At 38.2% G+C, this 17,047-nt stretch carries 16 protein-coding genes and 1 tRNA gene; 12 read left to right on the forward strand and 5 right to left on the reverse strand.

The features are described 5' to 3' along the window. Nucleotides 1-31 precede the first annotated feature (31 nt). Both ACOKFG_RS10615 and bshB1 read left to right on the forward strand, forming a co-directional pair. Nucleotides 32-1,201, forward strand: a complete 1,170-nt coding sequence (locus ACOKFG_RS10615; RefSeq protein WP_298789385.1) for a trans-sulfuration enzyme family protein — start codon at nt 32-34, stop codon at nt 1,199-1,201. A gap of 1 nt (nt 1,202) precedes the next feature. After that, nucleotides 1,203-1,925, forward strand: coding sequence for a bacillithiol biosynthesis deacetylase BshB1 (bshB1, locus tag ACOKFG_RS10620; RefSeq protein ID WP_298789386.1), 723 nt, complete (start codon nt 1,203-1,205; stop codon nt 1,923-1,925). On the opposite strand, the gene ACOKFG_RS10625 is transcribed toward bshB1, so the two are convergent. Continuing rightward, complete coding sequence (locus tag ACOKFG_RS10625; RefSeq protein ID WP_298789387.1) at nt 1,926-4,013, reverse strand: tetratricopeptide repeat-containing sensor histidine kinase; 2,088 nt, start codon at nt 4,011-4,013, stop codon at nt 1,926-1,928. 311 nt (nt 4,014-4,324) lie between these two features. Between ACOKFG_RS10625 and ACOKFG_RS10630 the strand changes: the two genes are divergently transcribed. Continuing rightward, nucleotides 4,325-4,400: transfer RNA gene (locus tag ACOKFG_RS10630), tRNA-His, on the forward strand. Between the two features lie 140 nt (nt 4,401-4,540). Here ACOKFG_RS10630 and ACOKFG_RS10635 read toward each other — a convergent pair. After that, on the reverse strand, nt 4,541-6,100 hold the full coding sequence (locus ACOKFG_RS10635; protein WP_298789388.1) for a M28 family peptidase: 1,560 nt from the start codon (nt 6,098-6,100) through the stop codon (nt 4,541-4,543). Nucleotides 6,101-6,172: 72 nt separating this feature from the next. After that, entirely contained in the window at nt 6,173-7,015 is an 843-nt protein-coding gene (locus ACOKFG_RS10640) for an AraC family transcriptional regulator (RefSeq protein WP_299485085.1), read from the reverse strand. Between the two features lie 131 nt (nt 7,016-7,146). On the opposite strand from ACOKFG_RS10640, the gene ACOKFG_RS10645 reads away from it, so the two are divergent. The 4 genes from ACOKFG_RS10645 (at nt 7,147) to ACOKFG_RS10660 (ending at nt 11,317) form a co-directional block, all read left to right on the forward strand. Continuing rightward, a complete protein-coding gene (locus tag ACOKFG_RS10645) occupies nt 7,147-8,052 on the forward strand; it encodes a dihydrodipicolinate synthase family protein (protein WP_298791619.1) in 906 nt (301 codons plus the stop codon). Continuing rightward, nucleotides 8,053-9,063, forward strand: coding sequence for a 4-hydroxyproline epimerase (locus ACOKFG_RS10650; protein ID WP_422861205.1), 1,011 nt, complete (start codon nt 8,053-8,055; stop codon nt 9,061-9,063). It begins immediately after the preceding gene. Nucleotides 9,064-9,065: 2 nt separating this feature from the next. After that, nucleotides 9,066-10,322: an FAD-dependent oxidoreductase gene (locus ACOKFG_RS10655; protein WP_298789391.1), complete on the forward strand. Its 1,257-nt coding sequence runs from the start codon at nt 9,066-9,068 to the stop codon at nt 10,320-10,322. Between the two features lie 71 nt (nt 10,323-10,393). Beyond that, complete coding sequence (locus ACOKFG_RS10660) at nt 10,394-11,317, forward strand: hypothetical protein (RefSeq protein WP_298789392.1); 924 nt, start codon at nt 10,394-10,396, stop codon at nt 11,315-11,317. Nucleotide 11,318: 1 nt separating this feature from the next. Here ACOKFG_RS10660 and ACOKFG_RS10665 read toward each other — a convergent pair whose 3' ends face one another. Together ACOKFG_RS10665 and ACOKFG_RS10670 are read right to left on the reverse strand one after the other, a co-directional pair. Continuing rightward, complete coding sequence (locus ACOKFG_RS10665) at nt 11,319-11,714, reverse strand: VOC family protein (RefSeq protein ID WP_299172776.1); 396 nt, start codon at nt 11,712-11,714, stop codon at nt 11,319-11,321. Nucleotides 11,715-11,717: 3 nt separating this feature from the next. Next, nucleotides 11,718-12,353 carry an alpha/beta hydrolase gene (locus tag ACOKFG_RS10670; protein WP_422861206.1) on the reverse strand — a complete coding sequence of 212 codons (636 nt, stop codon included), beginning with the start codon at nt 12,351-12,353 and terminating at the stop codon, nt 11,718-11,720. 72 nt (nt 12,354-12,425) lie between these two features. On the opposite strand from ACOKFG_RS10670, the gene ACOKFG_RS10675 reads away from it, so the two are divergent. From ACOKFG_RS10675 to ACOKFG_RS10695, 5 genes are all read left to right on the forward strand, one after another. Beyond that, a complete protein-coding gene (locus ACOKFG_RS10675) occupies nt 12,426-12,845 on the forward strand; it encodes a PaaI family thioesterase (RefSeq protein ID WP_422861207.1) in 420 nt (139 codons plus the stop codon). Beyond that, nucleotides 12,829-13,890, forward strand: coding sequence for a chorismate-binding protein (locus ACOKFG_RS10680; RefSeq protein ID WP_422861208.1), 1,062 nt, complete (start codon nt 12,829-12,831; stop codon nt 13,888-13,890). The genes ACOKFG_RS10675 and ACOKFG_RS10680 overlap by 17 nt, the downstream gene beginning before the upstream one ends. A gap of 54 nt (nt 13,891-13,944) precedes the next feature. Further along, entirely contained in the window at nt 13,945-15,681 is a 1,737-nt protein-coding gene (menD, locus tag ACOKFG_RS10685) for a 2-succinyl-5-enolpyruvyl-6-hydroxy-3-cyclohexene-1-carboxylic-acid synthase (protein WP_422861209.1), read from the forward strand. 27 nt (nt 15,682-15,708) lie between these two features. Further along, the gene (locus ACOKFG_RS10690) at nt 15,709-16,050 is read left to right on the forward strand and encodes a DUF2853 family protein (RefSeq protein ID WP_299172786.1); all 342 of its coding nucleotides are present in this window, start codon (nt 15,709-15,711) and stop codon (nt 16,048-16,050) included. Between the two features lie 75 nt (nt 16,051-16,125). After that, nucleotides 16,126-16,956 (forward strand): CvfB family protein, encoded by an 831-nt coding sequence (locus ACOKFG_RS10695; RefSeq protein ID WP_422861210.1) that lies wholly within the window; start codon nt 16,126-16,128, stop codon nt 16,954-16,956. The last annotated feature ends 91 nt before the right edge of the window (nt 16,957-17,047 follow it).

Below are 17,047 nucleotides of genomic sequence, written 5' to 3' on the forward strand. Positions count from 1 at the left end.
TTTCGTATCTTTAGCTTAAAAATTTGCCATAATGAGCAACTCTAAAAAAGGAATGAATACCATTTGTACCCATCTAGGTGGGGTTAAGGATGATAAATACAAAGGAGCGGTTTCTCCCTTGTATATGAGTACCTCCTATGCATTTGAAGATGTCGACGTAAAGCGCTATCCCAGATATTTTAATACACCCAATCAAGAAGCGTTATGCAAAAAATTAGCGGCCTTGGAGCATTCTGAGGCTGCTCTTATATTCGGAAGCGGAATGGCGGCTATAAGCACCGCTTTAATAACCTTTTTGAAAGCTGGCGACCATATTGTTCTTCAACAAACTTTATATGGTGGAACATATAATTTTGCGGTAACTCAGTTTGAAAAATTCGGAATCGAATATTCCTTTACCGACGGATGGAACGTAGCTGATTTTGAACGGGAAATCAAACCAAATACCAAGGTAATCTACATTGAAACACCTTCAAACCCGCTGCTCACCATAACTGATTTAAATAGTATTGCCCAGCTATCCAAAAAACAAGGGGCAATTTCTATAATTGACAATACGTTTGCCAGCCCCGTGAATCAAAATCCCGCAGATTTTGGTATAGACGTTATTTGTCATAGCGCAACAAAATATATGGGCGGGCATTCCGACATATGTGCAGGAGTTGTGGCTTCTTCCAAAGAAAATATGGATAAGATTTTTAGCACGGCAATTTGTTATGGAGGTAGTTTGAGTGATTATACGGTTTGGTTACTCGAAAGAAGTATCAAAACCATGGGATTGCGTGTAAAGGCCCAAAATACCAATGCAATGGAAATGGCGAGGTATTTGGCCGATAATAAAGATGTAGAAAAGGTTTATTATCCTGGACTTGAAACCCATCCTGGTCACGAACTGGCAAAATCCCAAATGAAGGATTATGGTGGAATGTTATCCTTTGAATTGAATCCTGAAATTGATGTGTCAAGCTTCTTCAAACAGTTAAAACTTATAAAACCATCAATGAGTCTGGCAGGAATTGAAAGTACAGTGCTTTCTCCAACAAAAACATCTCATGCCTTGATGAGTCCAGAGGACCGTCAAAAACAGGGCATCAAAGATTCATTGATTCGATTTTCACTTGGCATAGAAGAAATGGATGACCTAATTGAAGATTTAGAGCAGGCCATTGCCAAAGTAAAATCCATGACAGTACCGGTGTAATATGAAGTTAGACATTTTAGTTTTTGGGGCGCATCCTGATGATGTGGAACTGGGTGCCGGAGGCACTATTGCCAAAGAAGTTTCAAGAGGAAAAAAAGTTGGTATCATAGATTTGACCCGTGGGGAACTTGGAACCAGAGGGTCGGCCGAGATTCGTGATAAAGAAGCGGAAGAAGCAGCTAAAATACTTGGAGTTTCGGTACGTGAGAATATGGAATTCGCAGATGGTTTTTTTGTAAATGATAAAGAACACCAACTGGAAATCATCAAAATAATTAGAAAATATAAACCTGAGGTGGTGCTTTGCAATGCAATTGATGATAGACATATCGACCACCCTAAAGGAAGCAAATTGGTCAGTGATGCTTGTTTTCTAAGTGGGTTGATTAAAATCGACACCAAAATGGAAGGAGAGGATGAATGGCAAGAGGCATGGAGGCCTAAAGTGGTGTATCATTTTATTCAATGGAAGAACCTAGAGCCGGATTTTGTGGTAGATGTATCAGGATTTATCAACAAAAAAACGGATTCAATTTTGGCCTATAGTTCACAATTTTACGACCCTAAAAGCAATGAGCCTGAAACACCCATAAGCAGTAAAAATTTTATTGATAGTGTAATCTACAGAGCTAGGGATTTGGGGAGACTTGTTGGCGTAGAACATGCTGAAGGTTTTACAGCAGAACGTTACGTGGCTGTTGACAACTTGGATAATCTAATATAATCAACTGGCTTGCTGGTACTTTTTTTCTGCTTTTGGAACGGTAAAATAAAAGGTTGTGCCCTTGCGGAGCACACTTTCAACCCATATTTGTCCATTATTCTTTATAATCATTTCCTTACAGAGGGAAAGACCTAACCCGGTTCCTTTCTCATTATTTGTTCCATAGGTCGTGATATTCGTTGTGTCTTCAAATATTTTTTTCTGAATCTCTTTGTTCATACCAATACCGGTATCCCGAATCATCACCTGCCACATATCACGTTTTTCCTCGGCCTCAATAGTGATCAACCCATTATCTGGAGTAAATTTAATGGCGTTGCTAAGAAGGTTCCGAATTACAATATCTATATGATGCTGATCTGCCCATATTTGAGGATTGTCAGGCATCTGATTCATAATCTTTATGGTTTTGCTTGCGGCTACTTCCGACAGTAAATTCACGTTGGCACAAACTATTTTGTCCAAAAAGATACGTTTTGGTTTTGTGGCAACGCCATTTAATTGGGTTTGTCCCCATGACAACAAGTTGTTCAAAGCAAAAGATATGTTCTCAACATCAGATTTTAGTTTTGGAATAAAAGATAGAAATTCGTTTTTTCCAATTTCACCATCAGTGAATAGCTTTAATATTCCCTGTAAAGCACCTATCGGACCTCTAAGGTCATGTCCAATAATGGAGAAAAGTTTGGTTTTTGTTCGGTTTATTTCATTTAGTTCGGCTTCCCGCTCACTTACCACAACTGATTTCTCTTTTAATTCCCTATTCAACCTTTTAAGGGTTTTTTCATTTCGGCGTACTACAAATATGATAATGCTAAGAATTAAGAGGATGATTACTGCAAAATAGATGTAGTTCCGTTGTTTGGCCAATGCCATTTTACTTGATGCTATGAGCTCTCTTTTCTCTTGCTGATATTCCATCTTCGTTTCCAGTAAGGCAAGGCTTTGCTTATTTTTATCTTTAAAGAGAGAATCTGAAAGTTTTTTGAACGACTCCAAATAGTCCAGAGCGGCGGTGTCGTCTTTTCTTTTTTTGTGCAACTTGTATAAAGTTTCCGAGCAATCTATCTGACCTTGAATTGAATTTATCTTCTTGGATAACCTTAAACCTTCACTGGCATATACCATTGAAAGACTATCCCTTTCTAAGCCAAGATAAACTTTGGCCATCCCATTCATCAATTGTATTTTTTCCCGATCATCTTGAAGCTGTTCTTTATGTAACATGTTACTTTGATCGTACCAGTAAAGAGCCCATTGGTATTTTTTTTGCTCCAGATAGATACTTCCCTTTACCTCATAGGCATAAGCCAACCAATCATAAATTTTATGTTTTTCGAAAGTTGTAATGCTTTTGTTGATATTGAACATGGCATATTCAAAGTTCCTAGCATCCTTGTATAGTGATGCCATATTACTCTGGGTTTCGGCATGAATTACCTCATTGCCAAGTTCATTGTTTACCGCTTGAACTGTGTCATAGAAAACGAGAGCATTTTTAAAATCTTTCTGCTCAGAATATAGGCTTGCAATACTCTCATTTAAAATGGACAACATTTTTTTATTGTTAGATTGCTTTGCTAAATCTATGCCTTTGAGATATAGCGTTAAGGCCTCGGCATAATTCCCACTATAACTATATACGTGTGCTAGACCATTTATAATGTTCAGTTCTGATTGTATATTCCCAACTTTCCGAGCCAGTTGAAGTGCTTTTTTAAAAAAGGATATTGCTTTTTTTCCATCTCCTTGATCTGAAAAGTAACTCCCTAGAGCTTCTAATGCACTAATCTTACCATAATCAAAACCTGCGGCCTCACTTAGCTCTAAAGCCCTGTTGGAAATTGCATATGAACTATCATTGTTGATATAACGGTATGAAAAAGCTAGATTGACCAACAATTTAATATGGGTTGTGTCCTTTGGATTGAACCGATTTGTGGTTTCTAAGTGCTTTAGTCTGAAAACTAAACTATCCTTCTTGCTTTGCTGTCCATATATGGATGCAGTAAAGAGAATAGCGCAGAAACACAAAATTATTTTTGTAGTAATGGGGTAAGATGCTAAGAAAGACTTACTCAGGAACATGGGCCATAATATCTGTATAGTAAAAATAAATTCTGAGAGACAGTCGGAAAATTAATTGTTGTGAACACCCAAAAAATGTGTGTTTTAACTGTTAAATGAGACATTTTCGATGGCAGATATATAGAAAAGCCTATTGTACAGGGTTTTGCGAGCAACATTCAACGATTAATACATTTTTAAATCAATGAAGTTGAATGAATATTTTTAATGCGAATGGAGTCGTTATATGTATTTGGATTTTTTATTTGAGGTAAAACCTAATTTCTTTTGATGGAATTAAGAAAAATAGGTATTTTTGCCTCCGCTTAAATGGTGGTTGTAGCTCAGTTGGTTAGAGCATCGGTTTGTGGTACCGAGGGTCGCGGGTTCGAATCCCGTCTTCCACCCAAAAAGCTCCTCCGAAAGGTAGGAGCTTTTTTTATTCCGAAAACTGGTATATAGGTCTTTCTTGGAGGTTTCGGAAATAAAAATCAAACAAAAAAGCCCTCTTTAAAAGAAGGCTTTTTTGCGTGTAGTGTTAGCGTCATTTACTTCGTCGGTTTGTCGACAACAACTTTTTCAGCTCTATTCGCCACTTCCCACGCCGTATAAAAAACAAGACGTGTTCTATTTTCTAAAAGGTCGTAATTTATCTTATCGGGAGTATCTCCAGGGCGGTGATAGTCAGCATGGGTACCGTTAAAGTAAAAGATTATCGGAATGTTGTTTTTAGCGAAATTATAATGATCACTTCGGTAATAAAAGCGGTTCGGATCATTTTCATCATTGTATTTATAATCCAATTCAATATTGGTGTACTTTGCATTTATTTCTTCGGACAAATTATGCAAATCGGTACTTAACTTGTCGGAACCTATAAGATAGATGTAATTTCGGTCTCCTTCTCTTTTAGGGTCAATTCTACCGATCATATCTATATTTAAATTAGCAACGGTTTGTTCCAATGGTAGGATTGGGTCTTGATCCGTATAATACTGTGATCCTAAAAGCCCCTTTTCTTCACCTGTCACATGTAGGAAAACAATGGAACGCTTAGGTCCATTTCCTTTGTCAGAAGCTGATTTAAAAGCTTGTGCAATCTCTAAAAGAGCTACACTGCCCGAACCATCATCATCAGCACCGTTGTTTATTTCTCCATTGGCAGAAATACCAATATGATCTAGGTGGGAAGAAATAACGACATACTCTTCAGGTTTTTCTGTTCCTTTGATAAGTGCTATCACATTTTCGGAATCAATCTTATCATTGGTACTTTTCACCTCAAAAGAAATTTTGGAATTCACAGTCTTTGGGGTATGATCTTCATCAATATCCGACTTTAAAGCGATGACTGAGTTTTTGTTCATCAAAATCATAAAATCATCATCCTGGTCTTGTTTTAAGGACATTTTGCCACTCTTGTTGTTTTTCATGAACTCAAAATATCTCTTGAATCGAGGAAAATTTTGGTCATCATAATACAACACTCCAGCAGCTCCTTTTTCCCTTGCCAAAACGGTCTTTTTGCCTATGGCATCAGACATATCGCTCCAAACTGACTTTTCATCCGACCCGGAAATAACATAGGTGCCATCTGCATTGACAGGTTCCCCTGCTTTTATCAATACCAATTTTCCCGCGACATCCATTCCTTTGTAATCAGAATAGTTATTTTCTTCAATACCATAACCCACATATATCAATTGGTTATAACTTCCATTCGCTGCAGAAAAAGTAAGCACATCCGTTCCCAACTCAAAGGTTTGACCGTCTATTGAGATACCTCCTTCAGGGACTTTTCCAATTTCCAAGGGGACTTTTTGAAAATAATCACCATCAGATTTCGCAGCCGGAACGTTTATGGCCTCGTACTGAGCTTTTAAGTAAGCAATGGCCTTTTTCTGTCCAGGTGTTCCAGTTTCCCTTCCTTCAAAATCATCAGAAGCATAAATATAAAGATGCTCTTTTAAATCCTCTTGGGTTATGCTGTTGGCATAAGGAATAGGATCTGCAATGGTATTGGATGTTTCAGACGTCTTATCAACGGTTTTCTGGGCAGAATTGCAAGAGAAAACCAAACCTGCAACTAACAGCAGTAATTTTTTCATTGGGCTTTTTTAGCGGATAATTCGCCAAAAATAATGAAAGAAATGTTATTCAATGTTTTAAGTTGAAATGAATTAACTCAGCGATAGTACGAAACTTGATGGACTAACACCTTTAATCTGTTTAAACTTTCTATTGAAATTTGAAATGGAGTTGAAACCGGCTAAATGGGCAATTTCCAATACGGAAAGGTCCTTGTTGTTGACCAACAACTGACTGGCATGCTCCACACGGATTTCAATGAGAAATTTAAAGAAGGTCTTATTCGTTCGTTGTTTAAAAAAACGACAAAACGCATTTGGTGTCATATGCACCAGTTCCGCCACATTTTCGAGCTTTATTTCCTGGTCAAAGTTCTGCATGACAAAATCGAAGACGGAACGAAGCCTTTCACCATGATCATCGGATATTTCTTTCGGATAAGTAAAGTTGGAAAGCTTTATTTTCTGTTGTTTACTTAATTCCTTCAGCAGTTTTAGTAGTGATAGGAATCTTGAAAAATGGTCAATCTCGACCATGGATTTCATGGTTTCCTGAACGAAAAGATCATGACGGTTCAATTTAAATCCAGATTCTGAATACTTAAAAAAACTTTTTAGAGTATCCATCTCGCGAAGTTGAAAGAAATATTCTCCGAAGGAAGTCTTTGTAAAGAAAATTGAAATCATATATGAATCTCTATTGCTTTCGGAGCTTTTAAATAAATGTGGAATCCCACTACCGATGACAAAAAAATCTTCATCCTCATACGAGTGCACATTACCACCAACAATCAATTTTCCTTGACCTTTAACAATTAAACTTAATTGTATTTCCTCGTGTTGATGCAGCTTGTCATAAAAGACAGGCCCTCTATCGCATTGTACAATTAAATGCTCTCCAGGCTTTTTCGGTATTTTGAATGCATATATTTTCATGTCATTCAAAATTACCTAAAATTTAATTCTATTTTTATAGAATAGGGTAATATAATACCATTTATGGATAATTTTTAGTGAAAGCCTACAGAATCGATAAGCTATTTTTGGAGTAAAATATAGTAACTATGATATCATTTGAATGGACAGGTGTAATGCCAGCCGTAACAACAAAGTTCTCTGATGAAGACACATTAGATCTGGAAATGTTTTCAAAAAACATTGAAGCACAACTTGATGCCGGGGTCAGTGGCATAATTTTAGGCGGAACGCTTGGAGAAGCTAGCACCTTAAACGAAGATGAAAAACGTGTCTTGATAGAACATACAGTAAGCTTGGTAAACGGGAAAGTCCCTGTAATCATGAATGTTGCTGAACAGTCAACCAAGAATGCCATAAAAGCTGCTGAGAATGCCGAAAAGCACGGAGCAAGTGGACTTATGATGTTGCCGCCAATGCGATACAAATCCACAGATTATGAAACAATGGCTTATTTTGAAGCTGTTGCAACGAGTACATCATTGCCCATAATGGTCTATAATAATCCAGTTGATTATAAAATTGAGGTGACTTTGGAGATGTTTGAGCAATTGTTAAAACAAGACAACATAAAAGCGGTAAAAGAATCCACAAGGGACATTACCAATATTACTAGAATAAGAAATACTTTTGGAGACCGACTGAACATTCTTGGAGGAGTAGATACGTTGGCCATGGAAAGTCTTTTGATGGGAGCTGATGGATGGGTTGCCGGATTGGTCTGTGCTTTTCCAAAAGAGACCGTAGCTATTTATAAATTAGTAAAGGCGGGCAGGGTAGAAGAGGCTACAGAGATTTACCGTTGGTTTATGCCGTTGTTGGAGTTGGATATCAACCCGCAATTGGTTCAAAATATTAAATTGGCAGAGGTTGCCACCGGAATCGGAACCGAAAATGTAAGACCTCCACGTTTGTCGCTTCAGGGCAAAGAACGTGAACGGGTTTTGGCCATTATTAAAGAAGGAGTTCAAACTAGACCAGAAATTCCAAATGTATAAATGAGTGTACACACTTTTAGATGTATAGATGCGCATACCTGTGGAAATCCGGTTAGACTTGTTGTGGAAGGTGGTCCCAAATTAAATGGGGCTACAATGGAGGAAAAAAGACAGCATTTTTTAAAGGAATATGATTGGATACGGACCGGGTTAATGTTTGAGCCGAGAGGTCATGATATGATGAGTGGAAGTATATTATATTCACCACATGACCCGGAAAATGATGTTGCTGTTCTTTTTATTGAAACCAGTGGTTGTCTTCCTATGTGCGGCCATGGTACTATTGGCACAATCACCATAGCTTTGGAAGAAGGACTTATCAAACCAAAGATTCTTGGGAAAGTTAAGATGGAAACTCCAGCCGGATTGGTTGAGATTGAATATCATCAAACAGATAAGAAAGTTGAATGGGTTAAGTTGACCAACGTTAAGAGTTACCTGGCTGCTGAAGGGTTAACAATAGACTCATCTGTTTTAGGTGAGCTGGTTTTTGATGTTGGTTTTGGCGGAAACTTTTATGCAATAGTAGATCCCCAGTTGAATTTTTCAGGAATTCAAGATTATACGGCAACGGAATTGATAACCCATTCTAGGGAAATCAGAAAGAGAATCAATGAAAAGTACCCAACGCTTTTTATACATCCAGAAAACCCAAACATCAACCATGTTTCACATATTTTATGGACAGGAAATCCTATTGATGAAAGTTCTTCGGGTAGAAATGCTGTTTTTTATGGCGACAAGGCTATTGATCGTTCACCTTGCGGCACTGGGACTTCTGCCCGCATGGCGCAACTCTTTTCAAAAGGAGAATTAAAATTAAATGAAGAATACGTGCACGAAAGCTTTATAGGCTCTAAATTTGTTGGAAAGGTAGAACAAGTGACCACCTTAAATGGAAAAAAAGCAATAGTTCCTAGTGTGAAGGGTTGGGCAAAAATCTATGGCAGAAATACAATAACCATAGATACTGACGATGACCCTTACGCACATGGGTTCCAAGTGATATAAACATGAGTACCAATAAAAAAGTAGTTGTGGTGGGCGGAGGAATAATAGGCCTGTCCACAGCCTATTTTCTTCACAAGGAAGGGCATCAGGTTACTATTTTGGATAAATCGGCGATGAATACGGGAGCCTCTTACGTAAATGCCGGATATATAACCCCCAGCCATATCATTTCCTTAGCGTCACCTGGAATGATTTCTAAGGGAATCAAGTACATGTTCGATTCTTCAAGTCCTTTTTATATGAAACCCAGATTGAATATGGATTTCATTAAATGGTCTTGGTATTTTAAAAAATCATCAACCAAATCCAAAGTTGAGAAGGCCATGCCTGTTATCCGAGACATCAACTTATTGAGCCGAGAGCTTTATGAGGGAATGAAAACTTCAGGTGAATTGGGAGATTTCCACCTTGAAAAGAAGGGATTGCTGATGATGTACCAAACCGAAAAAGAAAGAGACCATGAGCAGTATGTCGCCAAAAAGGCGGCAGAACTTGACTTGGAGGTAACGCATTTGGACAGAGAGGGACTCAAAAAGGTAGAACCGAACATTGAACTCAATGCTAAAGGAGCTTTCCATTACGAATGTGACCGTCATACTACTCCAACCCAATTTATGGAACGTATGATTAACTACCTTTCCAAAGCAGGAGTATCTATATATAAGAATGAGGAGGTGGTTGATATAGTATCAAAAGGAAATACCATTACTGAGGTAAAAACAAACAAAAGAAATTATAGAGTAGATGAAGTGGTCTTCGCTGCAGGGTCATGGAGCTCTCATCTTTCCAGGAAACTAAAAATGAACCTTTCGCTTCAAGCCGGCAAGGGGTACCGGATTAATGTTGAATCGCCAACCAATATATCCATGCCTGCAATATTGATGGAGGCTAAAATGGCGGTGACCCCAATGCAAGGATTTACGCGATTTGCTGGAACCATGGAATTTTCAGGCATCAATCATACAATTCGTAGAGAGCGTGTTGACGCTATCGCAGCTGGAGCAGAACGATATTACAAAGGATTAAAGATTCCTGAAGAAGCTAAAAGCAGTGCCCAATGTGGTTTGCGACCTGTAACTCCGGACGGATTGCCCTATATAGGAAGAACAGAACAATTTCCTAACCTGATTATCGCAACAGGTCATGCAATGATGGGATGGAGTTTAGGGCCAGCTACTGGGAAGTTAGTAACAGAATTAATTTCAGATAAAAAGCTGTCTTTGGATATTGAACCCTTTGCTGTAGAGCGTAAATTTTAGATTGGCACATTTTATGCAGTTTGAAGATGGAATGTTTTCATAATTGTTTCATTTAGGAGTAACTTTATACTATGCTAAAAAACTACATCTGGATTCTCTTTTTGTTTTTAAACCTAAACTTGTTTTCCCAAGAAATACAAATATTTAGGGTACAAGACTTTGACCTTAAGGGGAAGGTGCAATCTTGTTTGGTAATTACGGATTATGGTCGGGAACTTTTTGAATTTAATGAACAGGGACTGCTGACCAGAACCGTAACCCAGTATAACAAAACAGATCAAGATATTACCTATTACCAATATGAAGGGGAGGAATTGATCGAAAAAAGGATGGAGAGTTATAAGAACAACGTATTGGATGCCGCCACTTCTATGGCCAACTTTTATACCATTGATACTGTTTCAAACAAAAAGATATCTGAGAAAATCATCTCCTATGATAAGGAATTTCTGGAGCTCCAAGAATATGTTTTTGATGACACCGATAGATTGGTGAAAATTGTTACTTCAAATGCCCATGGTGTAGACGAGACTGTTTTAGAATATGCCAGCTATAAGGATGAAAGCACAGTGAGCCAAATAGTGAACGAAGTAATGGAGAAATCCGTTCGCACATCGGAAAGAAAAACGACTCAGGGAACCCAAAAAGCTGTACTGACCAAAGAGTATATTGATGGGGAACCCAACATTGCTTATGAAGAAATTTTTGATGAAACTGACAAACTGATTTCGAAGGAAACATTTAATTATGACATCGCTAAAAAGGAATTTGTTTCCGGTGAAAAGAAGCAATGTCTGTATGATGCTGATGGAATGCTTTCAAAAGTAGTGACCAAGACATCAAATGCTGAATCGTTTAAAGAGTACATTTTTCAGTTTGATAATAATGAAGAAAAGAATTGGATCAAACAGATTATTACTCCAGATAACAGTTACATTACTCGTAGAATAGAATATTATCCTACAGAACAAGTTCAAGAAGAGCCCAACGAGTAAATCAATTCATTTGTAGTAAGTCCCACAGATTGCCGTACAGGTCTTCAAAAACCACTACCGTTCCATATTCTTCCTCACGCGGTTGTTCTTTAAATACAACCCCATTAGCTTTCATGGTGTTATAATCATTCCAGAAATTATTGGTATGCAAAAAAAGAAATACCCTACCTCCAGTTTGGTTTCCAATGGCCTGCTTTTCTTTATCATTTTTAGCTTTACCCAGTAAAATATTACAACCGGATTCATTTGGCGTGACCAAAACCCATCTTTTTCCATCACCTAAGTCGATATCTGCGGAAAGTGTAAAGCCCAATTTTTCGGTATAAAAGGCAATAGCTTCATCGTAATCTTGAACCACCAAGGTAACATGCATCACATGTCTTTCGCTTGTTTTCATGTTTTAAAGTATGTTTTGTAGGATTTCCGGTTTTAGCTCATGCCCCCCTTTAAATGTCGTTATTTCACAGCTGTCACCAAATAAGGTCTTTAGCTTAGCTTTCTCTTTTGCCAACCTTTCGTCTTGAAGAAATTCATCAGAATCTCCATAAATAACGTTGACGCTGGTGGTTCCCCAATCAATAAAATCTAAATGTTCCTTTTGGAGTTCATTGGGAATTCCGCCGGCATAAAGAATAAGCTGTTTGCACAGTATCTTTCTCTTCACCATCCACCGCAAAGCCACAGAAACCCCTTGCGAGAAACCGAAAATGACCAAATTGCAATCTGAAGGTATGGTCTCAGCTTCTAAAACTGCATCTACATATCCAAGCACATTTTCTGTTTCCAAAGCAGTATTTTCCTTTGTAAGCCAGCTGGCCCCAACATATCTATATTCATTCTTAAGGTAGTATTTGGAGGGCGCTTGAGGGGCGATTATATAATTCTCATCCGAATTGAGCCCTTCGAAGTAACGAACAAAAAAACGACTTAGATAGCCAATTCCGTGGAAAACAATCCAGACATTCTTAGTATTTGGTGTTAAACTGTTTAAGGTTATATAGGTGTTTTTGGAAGTATACGAAACAATCTTTTCCATAGCGTTCATTTTGTCTTTAAGACAACGTTCAATATTGCAATAGCTTTGTGTAATTTTACGAAAAATAGAAAGATGAGTCAGGATAAAGAGAAAATTCTATCCATATGCAATGCAATATCCAAAGGTACCTTAATGGAAACCTTGGATATCACCTACATTGATGCCGGAGATAATTTCTTGGTAGCTAGAATGCCTGTAACACCCAAAGTGCACCAACCTGATGGGGTTTTGCACGGGGGAGCCACCGTTGCTTTAGCGGAAAGTGTCGGTAGTGCAGCCTCACATATCTTTATGGATACGGAAAAATTCTATGTCCGTGGTATTGAAATCTCGGCAAACCACGTTAAAGGGATTAAGGAAGGTTATGTTTATGCCAAAGCCACTATTCTGCATAACGGACGCACAACCCAACTTTGGGAGATCAAGATAACAAATGATGCGGGCAACCTGATTTCTAACTGTAAACTCACGACCATTGCCCTCCCTAAATAAGAAAACCTTCTCAGAACTTATAAATAAGTCGGGTCTGCATATTGAGCAAAAACTTCCATTTGTTCTATACAGAAAACCGAAGGAGCAGCAGGTCATAGGAATTTTTCAATCCGATGGTGAACTAAATTCGGTGGTTGACTTCAAAGAAAGTGGATTTGTTTTTGCTCCGTTTGATTCAAAAGAAGATGCTTTTTTGATTCGACCCGATGAGGTAATCGTCTCAAGTTTTCAGAGAAATGGTGAAATAGGAGCATCAAATTTTAATGAGACTTCTGAAGGAAAAGAAGCACACATAAAACTTGTCGAGAACGGAATCAAAGAAATCATAAAAGGAAATCTTCAAAAGGTAGTATTGTCTAGGGTAATCGAAGTCCCATACTCCAAAAATCCGAAAGAAATCTTCACCAGTCTTTTAAATAATTATCCCAATGCGTTCTGCTATTTGTTTTATCATCCTAAAGTAGGAATGTGGTGTGGTGCTACACCGGAGACTTTGTTGCAAGTAAAGGAGCAACAACTAAAGACCATGTCTTTGGCGGCCACCTTACCCATTAGCAATGCTGAAAAACCTATTTGGGGTTCTAAAGAAATAGAGGAACAACAGATGGTTTCGGATTATATTCAAAAACGACTCGCCAATAAAATGGATTCCTTGGAAGTGGGGAAAGCTGAAACCATTAAAGCTGGTAAATTGTGGCATTTAAAATCCGAGATCACGGGACATCTTTCCAATAAAACTGATCTCAGGGAAATTCTAGAAGCCTTGCACCCAACTCCCGCCGTGTGTGGCATTCCGGTAGAAGCCGCCAAGAACTTTATTACTAAAAATGAGAATTATAAACGGACCTTTTATACTGGTTTTTTAGGAGAATTGAATTTGGGTACGCAAACCGAAACGTCTCTTTATGTAAATCTTAGATGTATGGAACTAAAAGAAAAAAAGGCAGCCATTTTTGTAGGAGGGGGGATAACACTTGCCTCTAACCCTGATCGGGAATGGGTTGAGACCCAGAACAAAAGCCGTACCATGCTCAATATTCTTTAATTTCATTGACCTGATTTTGGGGGAATATCGTTTTGCGATGTATTTTTGTATTCCATGACGTATTCCAATATTCCCTCTGCACAAACATTGGTTCTTTATTTTAAATCAAGAGGGATAAAAAATATTGTGATTTCCCCGGGGTCTCGCAATGCTCCACTAACCATAAGCTTTACCAAGAATCCTTTTTTTAGTTGTTTTAGTGTTGTGGATGAAAGATGTGCGGCTTTCTTTGCTCTTGGAATGTCCCAGCAGTTGCAACAGCCTGTAGCTGTAATTTGTACCTCTGGCAGTGCGCTTTTGAATTATTATCCCGCCGTGGCCGAAGCATTTTATAGCGATATACCACTTGTAGTAGTTTCAGCAGATCGGCCTCCTTATAAGATTGACGTTGGAGATGGACAGACCATACGACAGGAAAAGGTTTTTGAAAAGCATATAGCCTACAATGCTAACCTCAAACTCGATGTTTCACACGCAACAGAAACGATTGCTGAATTCGACCCTGACCATCTGAACGCATCACAAGCAGAGATGCAAAAGTATAATGAAGCTGAGTTGAATCAGGCATTGCATGTTGCAGTTGAAGAGCAAGCGCCGGTGCATATTAACGTTCCATTTGAAGAACCACTATATGGCACCATCGAAGATTGCCAAATTCAAATATCCGAACCTTCAAAGGAGGTAGCAAAGGAAATGGACTTGGAAAATTTGGGGGAAATCAGAACCACATGGAATCAGAGTCAACGAAAAATGGTTTTGATAGGAGTTAACCAACCGGATAGTATTGACCAAGATATATTGGAAAAATTGGCGACGGACGAAAGCGTTTTGGTGTTTACCGAAACGACTTCCAATGTTCACCATTCCAACTTTTTTCCAAGTATTGATAGTATTATAGCTCCCATTGAAAAATCAGAAAACAAAGAAGAATTGTTTGATGCGCTTCGGCCTGAAGTGCTGCTAACCTTTGGAGGGCTAGTTGTTTCAAAGAAGATAAAAGCCTTTTTACGTAAATACAAACCCAACTTCCATTGGCATATTGATACAAAAAAGGCCTATGATACTTTTTTCTGCCTATCTGAGCATATCAAGCGGGATCCAAACGATTTTTTGAAAACGATTCTCGCGAACAAGACCGTTGTCAGCGACTATCAAAAACGTTGGAATGATGTAAAAAAACGATACGAAGAAAAGCGTCAAGAATACGCAGACCGGATACCATTTTCCGATTTCAAAGTCTTTGACCATCTTCAAAAAAATATACCCGAAGGATATCAGGTACATCTTGCGAATAGCTCAACCGTGCGCTATACCCAACTTTTTCCGATGCATCCTTCGCTAAAAGTATTTTGCAATAGAGGAACCAGCGGTATTGATGGAAGCACCTCCACAGCTGTAGGGGCTTCGATTCATAATAAAAATCCAACACTTTTAGTTACTGGTGACCTAAGCTTTTTCTATGATAGCAATGGACTTTGGAATGCATATGTAAGACCAGATTTCCGAATCATACTCATCAATAACTCTGGCGGTGGGATTTTTAGAATATTACCCGGCAAAGAAGATTCTGAGGAATTTTCAACTTTTTTCGAGACACATCATGGGCAAAATGCGGAAAGCTTAGCAAAAATGTATGGTTTTCAGTATCAAAAAGCCGATAATCTATCAGATTTAAAAGGTCATTTGGAAGATTTATATGTGAACTCGGGACATCCCAAAATTTTAGAAGTTTTCACCCCAAGATTGAAAAATGATAAGATTTTGCTTGACTACTTCGATTTCATATCTTAGATCTACTTTAAAAATACCTAAATAACCATGAGCAAAAGAGATATACTTATTGAAAAATATGCAGCCGATATTCAAGACAAATTCGGTGAGCAACCCAATATGGATTTGTTGACCAAGGTCACTGTAGGTTTGGGCCCATCAATATATAATTTGGACTCTTCGCGAGTTTCGGGTTCAAGCGAAAAGGAATTGGAAACGGTCAAAAACAATTTTCTTATTGGAAAATTAGGCCTTGCGGACAGTTCAGAACTATTAGATGCAGTAAATGGCATCATCGATAAATATGGGAGATCCGATAAAAACAAGTATAGAGCTGTAATTTATTATATGTTGACCAAGCATTTCGATAAGGAATCTGTATACAACTAAACAACCCCAACCTCTAAACGAGCTACCTTAGGGTGGCTTTTTTTATACCCATATTTTACATCTACCTTTGCGCCCATGATAGAATTGGGAAACTATAACACTTTAAAAGTGTTGCGAAGTACAAGTGTGGGACTGTTCTTGGGAGATGATGAAGGAACCGAAATTCTTTTGCCTAACAAATACGTCCCTCACGATTTTCAAATTGATGCAGACCTCGAGGTCTTTTGCTACTTGGATAACAATGAAAGACCCATTGCAACTACTTTGAAACCGTATGTGTTTCGAAATAATTTTGCATTTCTAGAAGTTGTAGAGGTTAGTTCGTTTGGAGCCTTTGTGGATTGGGGATTGGAAAAACATTTATTGGTGCCATTCAGGGAACAGAATGGGAGAATGGAGGAAGGCCAAAAGTATATCGTCTATTGCTACTTGGATGAAGAAAGCTTTAGATTAACCGGTTCTGGAAGAATAAATAGGTTTTTATCCAATAATGAGCTCAACTATGAACCTAACCAAGAGGTGAACATGTTGGTCAGTAGAAAAACACCACTTGGATGGGAGGTAATCATTGAAAATAAGAATAAGGGGTTAATCTTTGAGACAGATGTTTTTAAGCCCATTGCCACTGGAGACCGGTTAAAGGGATATATCAAAAATATAAGAGAGGATAACAAGATTGACGTGGCATTGCAACCCATTGGCGCCAAAATGTTGGAACCAACGGCGCAGATGATTTTTGAAAAACTTCAACAGAATGAAGGGTTTTTGCCATTTCACGATAAAACTTCTCCAGAAATAATTAAGGCGGAGTTACATTTGAGTAAGAAATCGTTCAAAAAGGCGATTGGAACCTTATATAAAGAAAGGAAAATTAGCATTGAACCTGACGGAATCCGTTTGGTGTGATTTCCAAACGCAAAGGCAAGCGGCAGTTTTACTAATTATTTGCGGGCGTTTAGTTTTTTTCTTTCGCTAAAAATTTTACATTTGTAGAGAG

The sequence above is a fragment of the Flagellimonas rhodophyticola genome, assembly GCF_049332665.1.
GTDB lineage: Bacteria > Bacteroidota > Bacteroidia > Flavobacteriales > Flavobacteriaceae > Flagellimonas.

Excerpts from the sequence above, each read along its gene's own strand:
- ACOKFG_RS10640 (WP_299485085.1), bottom strand. The coding sequence starts at position 7,015 with ATGAAAATATATGCATTCAAAATACCGAAAAAGCCTGGAGAGCATTTA.
- bshB1 (WP_298789386.1), top strand. The coding sequence starts at position 1,203 with ATGAAGTTAGACATTTTAGTTTTTGGGGCGCATCCTGATGATGTGGAA.
- ACOKFG_RS10655 (WP_298789391.1), top strand. The coding sequence starts at position 9,066 with ATGAGTACCAATAAAAAAGTAGTTGTGGTGGGCGGAGGAATAATAGGC.
- ACOKFG_RS10665 (WP_299172776.1), bottom strand. The coding sequence starts at position 11,714 with ATGAAAACAAGCGAAAGACATGTGATGCATGTTACCTTGGTGGTTCAA.
- ACOKFG_RS10615 (WP_298789385.1), top strand. The coding sequence starts at position 32 with ATGAGCAACTCTAAAAAAGGAATGAATACCATTTGTACCCATCTAGGT.
- ACOKFG_RS10675 (WP_422861207.1), top strand. The coding sequence starts at position 12,426 with ATGAGTCAGGATAAAGAGAAAATTCTATCCATATGCAATGCAATATCC.
- ACOKFG_RS10660 (WP_298789392.1), top strand. The coding sequence starts at position 10,394 with ATGCTAAAAAACTACATCTGGATTCTCTTTTTGTTTTTAAACCTAAAC.
- ACOKFG_RS10650 (WP_422861205.1), top strand. The coding sequence starts at position 8,053 with ATGAGTGTACACACTTTTAGATGTATAGATGCGCATACCTGTGGAAAT.
- ACOKFG_RS10670 (WP_422861206.1), bottom strand. The coding sequence starts at position 12,353 with ATGGAAAAGATTGTTTCGTATACTTCCAAAAACACCTATATAACCTTA.
- ACOKFG_RS10690 (WP_299172786.1), top strand. The coding sequence starts at position 15,709 with ATGAGCAAAAGAGATATACTTATTGAAAAATATGCAGCCGATATTCAA.
- ACOKFG_RS10635 (WP_298789388.1), bottom strand. The coding sequence starts at position 6,100 with ATGAAAAAATTACTGCTGTTAGTTGCAGGTTTGGTTTTCTCTTGCAAT.
- ACOKFG_RS10695 (WP_422861210.1), top strand. The coding sequence starts at position 16,126 with ATGATAGAATTGGGAAACTATAACACTTTAAAAGTGTTGCGAAGTACA.
- menD (WP_422861209.1), top strand. The coding sequence starts at position 13,945 with ATGACGTATTCCAATATTCCCTCTGCACAAACATTGGTTCTTTATTTT.
- ACOKFG_RS10625 (WP_298789387.1), bottom strand. The coding sequence starts at position 4,013 with ATGTTCCTGAGTAAGTCTTTCTTAGCATCTTACCCCATTACTACAAAA.